This is a genomic window from Pseudoalteromonas luteoviolacea (assembly GCF_001696455.1).
GTDB lineage: Bacteria > Pseudomonadota > Gammaproteobacteria > Enterobacterales > Alteromonadaceae > Pseudoalteromonas > Pseudoalteromonas luteoviolacea_C.
In genome coordinates, this window is sequence record NZ_MAUJ01000002.1 from 552,096 (window position 1) to 558,284 (window position 6,189).

Annotated in this window: 5 protein-coding genes; 4 read left to right on the forward strand and 1 reads right to left on the reverse strand. The window is 41.0% G+C overall.

Features of this window, described 5'->3' with window-relative positions:
• The first annotated feature begins 96 nt into the window (after window positions 1-96).
• From A7985_RS10875 to A7985_RS10890, 4 genes are all read left to right on the forward strand, one after another.
• Entirely contained in the window at window positions 97-1,209 is a 1,113-nt protein-coding gene (locus A7985_RS10875) for a PepSY-associated TM helix domain-containing protein (RefSeq protein WP_065790473.1), read from the forward strand.
• A gap of 203 nt (window positions 1,210-1,412) precedes the next feature.
• The gene (locus A7985_RS10880; RefSeq protein WP_065790474.1) at window positions 1,413-3,611 is read left to right on the forward strand and encodes a DUF6351 family protein; all 2,199 of its coding nucleotides are present in this window, start codon (window positions 1,413-1,415) and stop codon (window positions 3,609-3,611) included.
• Window positions 3,612-3,693: 82 nt separating this feature from the next.
• A complete protein-coding gene (locus tag A7985_RS10885; protein WP_065790475.1) occupies window positions 3,694-4,026 on the forward strand; it encodes a gamma-glutamylcyclotransferase family protein in 333 nt (110 codons plus the stop codon).
• 240 nt (window positions 4,027-4,266) lie between these two features.
• Complete coding sequence (locus tag A7985_RS10890) at window positions 4,267-5,031, forward strand: hypothetical protein (protein ID WP_065790510.1); 765 nt, start codon at window positions 4,267-4,269, stop codon at window positions 5,029-5,031.
• 250 nt (window positions 5,032-5,281) lie between these two features.
• Here the strand turns inward: A7985_RS10890 and A7985_RS10895 are convergent.
• Window positions 5,282-6,189, reverse strand: a 908-nt coding sequence (locus tag A7985_RS10895) for a DUF1554 domain-containing protein (RefSeq protein WP_141685322.1), incomplete at its 5' end; no start/stop codon positions are given.

A 6,189-nucleotide genomic window follows, 5' to 3' on the forward strand; every position in this document is an offset into this window, starting at 1 on the left:
TCGTTTTTATTATCATACCAATAAATTCAACTATCTAACTTAGTTACGAATTAACCACACTTTGTCGCACCAAAACTCAATCAACAAGCGAACATCATGATATCTAAAAAAAAGCTGCACAAATTGCATGGCTGGCTAGGGTTTATTTGCCTATTACCATTTGTTCTAATTAGCTTTACTGGCAGTGTTTTAGTGTTTAAAAAAGAGTTAGACATGTTGCTGATGCCTAATTTTACTCAGGTAATACCCAGTAGTGAAAGGCTCGATGTAAACACGCTGATTAAGCATATCAACACGCAATTGCCCGATTACGAGCTTGGAAGCTGGGAAATTCTCAGTGAAGCTCATTCTGCCTATACGGAAGCTGATCGAATATACCTTATTAAAAAAGGCACTGATCAGTGGTACAAATCCCATTTAAACCCATTTTCAGGTCAAGTAATTAGCGCGCCCGTTACACTTAATCACTATCTAACAGACTGGTTGTTAGAGCTTCATTACACGCTACTTTTAAATGATATAAAGGGTTTAGACAAAGACTTGGGCACAGCTTTCACCAGTATATTTGCGCTGGTACTGATCTTTTTAGGTATTTCAGGGCTAATTATTTATCGACATTTTTGGCGTCGTGTTTTCACCTTACGATGGAATGCTAGATTGTTAGTCGTATTCAGCGATGTACATAAGATGGCAGGCACACTCGCATCCCCTATTCTGCTTATTCTTGGTATTACTGGTGGCTACTACAATATCGCGATCTATCTACATGAATGGCAAGAGCATCAAGACGGAGACGATCATCATCATGTTGTTGAACGGCTCTATAATGACGCCATTGATTTCGATAGACTGTTTTCTCAAGCAACCAATCATATACCAAGCTTTGAAACGACATATGTATTGATGCCCAGTGAACCCAATCAGCCAATCACTTTGTATGGCAGAGTAAATCACAGCAACCCATTAATTAGTGATTACGCAAGCACGGTTTCTTATGATGCGCTTAGCGGCGGTTTTGTCTTCGCATATGACATTCGCGATCAGGCATTTTTACCAGTAATGGTCGACACTTTTAGAAAACTACATTTTGGCAATTTTGGCGGCTATTACTCAAAAGTCTTCTGGGCCTTCTTTGGCTTTATGCCTGTAATACTCGCCTGCACCGGTGGGTATATTTGGCTATCAAGAAGGAATAAGCGCAATCGATAAGTGATAGTCTCGTTTATTACGTTGCAGTCTATAACCAAAGTAGCCTGCAACTTTCATTTCTCGCCAATGCCCTAACCTATTAATTTATTGTCTTTTAATTTCTCTCGTTCAATTCGATTTACTATAAATAACAAACAAATAACAACGTCCTCTCGCGAGGAATTCTAAACTTGTAATAGAGAAGCCGATGATTAGAGGTGCGTATGCTGAAAAAGTTACTGGTCATTTTAGTCTTGCTTCCTTTGCTTGCGTGGTTGGTGTGGCTGCAAATTAAAGTTCCGAGTGAAGACAGAAAGTTCGCGGTACAAAACAAAGCAGTGCCTGAAGACAACTTTCTGCTGAGTACCACTCCTCATATATCTTTGATAGAAAGACCAGTGGAGCACTTTCAGTTTCCCATCGCAGTTGGTGAGGTTGGACCTAAACAAAGCCTCTACTCAGGTCCCAATCAATATCCATTCTATTGCATGGCTAGAGATTCCCTGCTTGGCCAACCTGAGGTAGACAACCAACAGGGCCTCGGTGTGCCAGTATACCGAAATGAGAAAACCGTAGGTTACAGCAAAGATTGCTCAGTAAAAACGACTATCAGCTACTACACGCTTGTGAAACATGGCGAGGAATTTAGAGCAACGAAACTTGATAACCCTTCAGCAGCTAGGCAATCCCACTTGCCACTTTTTAGAGTAGAGCAAGGCTCCATCAATCGTTTTATTTATACCATCGTTATGCCAGTTAGTACGCGAGAAGTTGGGGATAGACTAGCTCAGTCTAAATGGAATAAGCGGCTAATTTATCAATTTAATGGTGGTTCAGGTATTGGATTTCGGCAAGGTAGACAAAAAGCATCTAGGGTAATGACTCGCCAAGCAAACCAATTGCTGGCGGGCTATGCTGTGGTCAGCTCCAGTGGCAATAAAACCAGTTACACCTACAATATGCTGTTGGCTGAAGATACTGCTAGGCGAGTCAAGAAACAGTTTGTAAGCCTTTATGGAAACCCCCTTTACACGGTTGGTGTTGGGGGCTCTGGCGGCGGATTAGCACAATATTTGATTGCTCAAAACAGCAAAGGGATCCTAGATGGATTAATTCCTCTTTATAGTTACCCCGATATGATTACGCAGACTACCTATGCCCTTGATTGCGACCTGTTGAATAATTACTTCACTTTCAGGGCGAATGATAGAAAAGCGTGGCGCAACTGGGAAAGGCGCAGACTTATTGAAGGCATGAACGCCATAAATGACTTCCCCCAAAAAGCCGGTTTTTTGCAACCTCTAAATCAATTGATGTCAGGATTTGTGCCTAGCTTCCCAGAGGGAAATAGTGAATGTATCAATGGCTACTTTGGTTTATCTGCTTTTATTAATAATCCCAGACAGGGATTCATCAGAGAGTTGTTTGCTGAACATGTTGTAGACTCGACTAATTGGAGCTATTGGCAAGATATGTCTCATGTGTTTGGTACCGATGAAAGTGGTCTGGGACTCAGTACTTGGGACAATGTAGGCGTACAATATGGCTTAAATGCGCTTAAAAACAAGCAAATATCGATTGAAGAATTTTTGCATATAAATGCCAACATTGGGAGTTGGAAACCGCAAGCACAGATGCAACAAGAAAGTATTGCGGTGCCATTTGGTCATAAAATTCCCATATGGCTGACATTATGGGGCAATCATAATATTACTACACCAGAAAACCTCGTTGCCCCTAGACATCAAGGTTCGATTCATGCGATGAATAAAGCCTATCAATCAGGACAAGTGTTTATTGGTCGAGTCAATATCCCGATAATAGATGCGAGACACTATCTTGAAAATGAGTTAGACATGCATCATATGTCCGCCTCTTTTTACAGTCGACTAAGAATAAAGCACGCGAATGGTCATGACAATAATCATATCATTTGGGTTGCTCACAAAGATCATGACCCGACTCAACATGCATTTGATATGATGGATCAATGGCTAATGGCATTGCACTCTTCAAAAAACAAAACGGTTGCCTCCTCCAAGCCCCCTTCACTTCAAGACAGCTGTTTTAACGCAGACGGTTCAATATATGCCTCGGGAGATCAAGTGTTTAACGGTGCTTGGAATAATCAACCAAATGGTGAGTGTCAAACCCGATTTCCGATGTTTAGTACAAGTCGTATTGAAGCCGGGGGCAATTGGGCTGGCACGATGTTCAAGTGTCCTTTGATTCCAGTAGATCAAGCGATTGCCAGAGGCGTATATGCGCCTATTGATATGCGCAAAAATATCGCGGACCTAACCAGAACCTTTCCAGAAGGGGTATGCGACTACCAAGGAATTGACCTAGGAATTCCAAACCATCCAATATTTATTAAAAATCAGGAAAACAGTGATAATAGAGTTGTAAATTTATCATATTAATTTAATAAAAACAGCTGGTTACCAACCAGTTTCAACCATGTTAGATTGCTTCTCTAAATAACATTTTAAGGAAGCTTATTCTATGCATGCCCTTTTTAGTTATGGCACCTTGCAACAACAACAAGTGCAAATAGATACGTTTGGCAGAGAGCTCGAGGGATTTTCCGATAAACTCATTGGCTATGAGTTAGGTGAAGTAGAAATCACGGATGAACAAGTGATTGCATCTAGCGGCAAAAGGTTTCACCCCATCCTAAAACAGTCTTCAAATAAGCACAGTGTCGTATCAGGCACTGTCTTTATGATTACAGACGATGAACTCAAGCAAGCAGACAATTATGAAGCCGATTGCTATAAACGCATAGTGGCACCTCTTGCTTCAGGTAATTCATGCTGGATATACGCAGAAAAATAATCAACTTATACCACGTATTCATTCCCTAAAAATCCATTTTGTATTCATATTGTTTCAATATTATGTACGGGATTTTTACGGAGAACATGGACGTTCTATTCTCTAATGAAACCTGCCGTATACCTTGACTCACCTTTTATGTAAAAGTGCTTACGATTTTGTTTAAAATTGTTAAGTGTTATTTCAGTTTAAAGTGATTATTACTAAGATTAGGTACACATCTCAACCATGGGTACCAATATGAAACCAATCAAACTCTCAGCTTGTGCACTCGCCATTTCTGCTTTGTTAGTTGGCTGCTCAACGTCGACAACAGAATCAGAAAATGTAAAAACGGAAGCAATTTGGGCTGACATTTACGTCACGTCACAAGGAGAAAGCAGCAGAGTCATTGCCGAACTGAATGTTAGCAGTCGCAATGGTAACAACATACAGCTGTCTGACAAAGATAAGCTTGAAGCAACCGCTGCTGGTGTTACAAAAGAGCTCGAACAAGACGATGACTTTTTTGATATCGACTATCGCGCTATTTTCAATACAGCTGAAGAAGACACACAGTTCACCGTGCGCTTTGTGCGCAGCGAGACCAATGAAACATTAGAAACAACGCTTAAGCTTCCTGCTCCAATTAAAATAATCACGCCACAAAAAAACCAGTCCTTTTATAGAAAAGAAACCGTGGAGATTAACTGGACCCCTGATGATGCGACGGACACGATACTCGATTTAAGGCTAACAATCACATGTAAAAACAATGCAGGTGATAATACCAGCACTGGCACCACCGTCAGAAGCATCGACGATGATGGGAGTTACAGCATCAATTTAGAAACCTTGGATGGCCTTGTCGACCCACAAATAAACCCAAAGAAAGCATGTGAAGGTGAGGTTTTCATGGAACGAGTTAGGCATGGCGTACTAGACAGTAAGTTTGCAGAAAGTAGTCGTGCGCGCGCGATTCAAGAGCGCTATTCCGATAAATTTGAGGTTAGACTAGAGCAGTAACTTTTACTTATCAATATTCAAAGGTTTTGACTAAGCAGCGAGTTGCCAAGTAGTACACAGATTCTGGCAGCTCTACCTTATATGTATTCACAGTATACACAACCGAAAATCTATACTATTGACATACACCTATTTCCCATTTTTATTGTGGTTCGAATACAGGCCACAAATCATCCATTTAAATTTCAGATATAAAAAACCCACTCTTTAAAATTAGAGTGGGTTTTTAAATTAACTACAAACTTGTTTATTACTGCTGAACACAGTATAAACGCGCTGATAGAGAGCAGTTCTGGTTTGTTTTGCTAAACCAACCAGAAAATGTAATATCGCTCGAATCTCCAACTTTTGGTCCATTGAAACTATAAGGGTCGTTTTGAAATGCGCCTGTAAAGCCATAACAAGCAGAATAATTATCAACATAACCCGTACTCTTAGTGTTTGTCCAAACTGGACCACTCACTGTTTGACCCTGCGCATTCATATTCAAAGGAGATAGTAAATTACTTACACTAAATATGTTAATAATACCTTTATCTGCCACCATTGTTCCATCTACTTTGTGGTATGAATAGGAATTGCTAATTACATCTCTAGCATGCGATCCTCCAATAGACAACAATGCTTTGTACGTGCCTGCCGGTGCATGATCGCTTGCATCGGCTTCTTGTTGGCAAATTGCATGGGCTCCATTGATTCCCCCAAGTGCACCTGTATGGGTACTTTGTGTGGTAAAGATAACTTTTTTGTTCGTATTTGCGGTTGGATTGCCATTTAGCAGGAAAGCCCAATGCTCTGTATCAATCGAAGGAGCCGAGTTGCCAGAGCCACTTATCGCTTTAATGGCTACGTAAAGATCACCTGTGAATTCAAACCTTGCAACTTCACCTATTTCATAAGTATGATTTGCAGCCCATACAAGCTTGCTAGTATTGAACTTAAGTGCGCTTTGCATCGCAGTATCTACTGAAGTTTGATCTGCTTTTGCCGCCAGCTGTGTATTCACTGTCGCCGTGTCTGCTTTTGCATTAAGTGCCGTTGTCATTGCCGTCTGATCTGCTTTTGCCGCCAGCTGCGTATTCACAGTCGCTGTGTCTGCTTTTGCATTAAGTGCCGTTGTCATTGCCGTCTGATCTGCTTTTGCCGCCAGCTGTGTAT

Bases quoted from the DNA above. Each gene is read 5' to 3' on its own strand.
- A7985_RS10875 (WP_065790473.1), top strand. From the start codon at position 97: ATGATATCTAAAAAAAAGCTGCACAAATTGCATGGCTGGCTAGGGTTT.
- A7985_RS10880 (WP_065790474.1), top strand. From the start codon at position 1,413: ATGCTGAAAAAGTTACTGGTCATTTTAGTCTTGCTTCCTTTGCTTGCG.
- A7985_RS10885 (WP_065790475.1), top strand. From the start codon at position 3,694: ATGCATGCCCTTTTTAGTTATGGCACCTTGCAACAACAACAAGTGCAA.
- A7985_RS10890 (WP_065790510.1), top strand. From the start codon at position 4,267: ATGAAACCAATCAAACTCTCAGCTTGTGCACTCGCCATTTCTGCTTTG.